Source organism: Sphingomonas sp. LC-1, from assembly GCF_025371035.1.
GTDB classification, from domain to species: domain Bacteria; phylum Pseudomonadota; class Alphaproteobacteria; order Sphingomonadales; family Sphingomonadaceae; genus Sphingomonas; species Sphingomonas sanguinis_E.
Window position 1 is genome coordinate 1 of the sequence record NZ_JANZXB010000046.1, and the last position, 1,424, is coordinate 1,424.

1 protein-coding gene is annotated in these 1,424 nt (G+C 63.5%); it reads right to left on the minus strand.

Annotated features, from left to right (window positions below):
* Positions 1 to 54 precede the first annotated feature (54 nt).
* A complete protein-coding gene (locus tag NZL82_RS19760; RefSeq protein ID WP_059150834.1) occupies positions 55 to 1,266 on the minus strand; it encodes an IS256 family transposase in 1,212 nt (403 codons plus the stop codon).
* Positions 1,267 to 1,424: the final 158 nt, after the last annotated feature.

Below are 1,424 nucleotides of genomic sequence, written 5' to 3' on the forward strand. Positions count from 1 at the left end.
GGGTCGCGTCCGTCAATGTGGTGTAAAATCGGGTGTGGCCACTGGGCTGCATTTTCAGGCGGCCTTGGGTGTAATCTGTAGCGGCTGTGCCTCCTCGATCATTGGTGTGGCAAGGGCGGCCATGCCCTCGATCTGCATGTAGCGGTGCTGGAGCTGGTATTCGTCATTCTGCTCGAGCAGGACGGCGCCGACGAGGCGGATGATGCTGTCCTCGTTCGGGAAGATGCCGACCACATCGGCGCGGCGCTTCACTTCCTTGTTCAGGCGTTCCAGCGGATTGGTGCTGTGGAGCTTGACCCGGTGCTGCTCGGGGAAGGTCATGTAGGCGAGCACGTCGTGCTCGGCATCGTCCATGCAAGCGCCGAGCTTTGGCCAGCGGGCGCGCAACTGATCAGCGACCTGCCGCCAGACCTGCGTCGCAGCGGCATGGTCGGGCTGAAGGAAGACCTGACGGATTGCAGCGGCAACGACGGTATTCTGGCCCTTGGGCACATAGGCCAGGGCGTTGCGCATGAAGTGGACGCGGCAGCGCTGCCAGGTCGCGCCCATGACGCGGGTAATCGCCGCCTTGAGCCCCTCGTGGGCATCGGAGATGACCAGCTTCACGCCGGTCAGGCCGCGCCGGACGAGGTCCTTGAGGAAGCTCGACCAGAACGGCTCGGCTTCGGAAGGACCGATGTGCAGGCCGACGATCTCGCGCTTGCCCTCGGTGTTGACGGCCACAGCGATTATCGCGGCGACACTGACGATCCGCCCGCCCTCGCGCACCTTGAGATAGGTAGCATCGAGCCAGAGGTAGGGCCAGTCGCCGGCGAGCGGCCGCTTGAGGAAGGCGTGGACCCGCTCGTCGATGTCCTTGCACAGCTTGGATACCGAGGACTTGGAGATGCCAGTCATGCCCATCGCCTGCACCAGTTCATCGACGCGCCGGGTGCTGACGCCGGCGATCCATGCTTCCTGGATCACCGCGACCAGCGCCTTCTCGACGGTCTTCCTTGGCTCCAGAAAGCCGGGAAAGTAGGCGCCGGTCCGCAGTTTGGGGATCTTGAGATTGAGCGTGCCGAGCCGGGTGTCGAGACTGCGGTCGCGGTAGCCATTGCGCCAGGTCGTGCGATCGCCGGAACGCTCGTGCCGGCCGGCGCCGACCAAGCCATCGACGTCGGCCTCCATGATGATCTGTAATACGTTCTCGGCGATCGTGCGCAGGAAATCTCCATCTCCGGTCTTCGCCATCAGCTCGGCAAGCGGTAATCTATCGTCGGTCATCGGGATCAACTCCTCGGTGGGCGTGTGAAGTGTGGTAACTCCACCTTACCGATGAGCCCGGTGGCCACCGAGATCGAATTCGCATGGGTGGGGCATGCCCCACCCATGCGATCGCCTCAATCTACACCGGAAATTACACCACGAGCGCGGACGCTAAC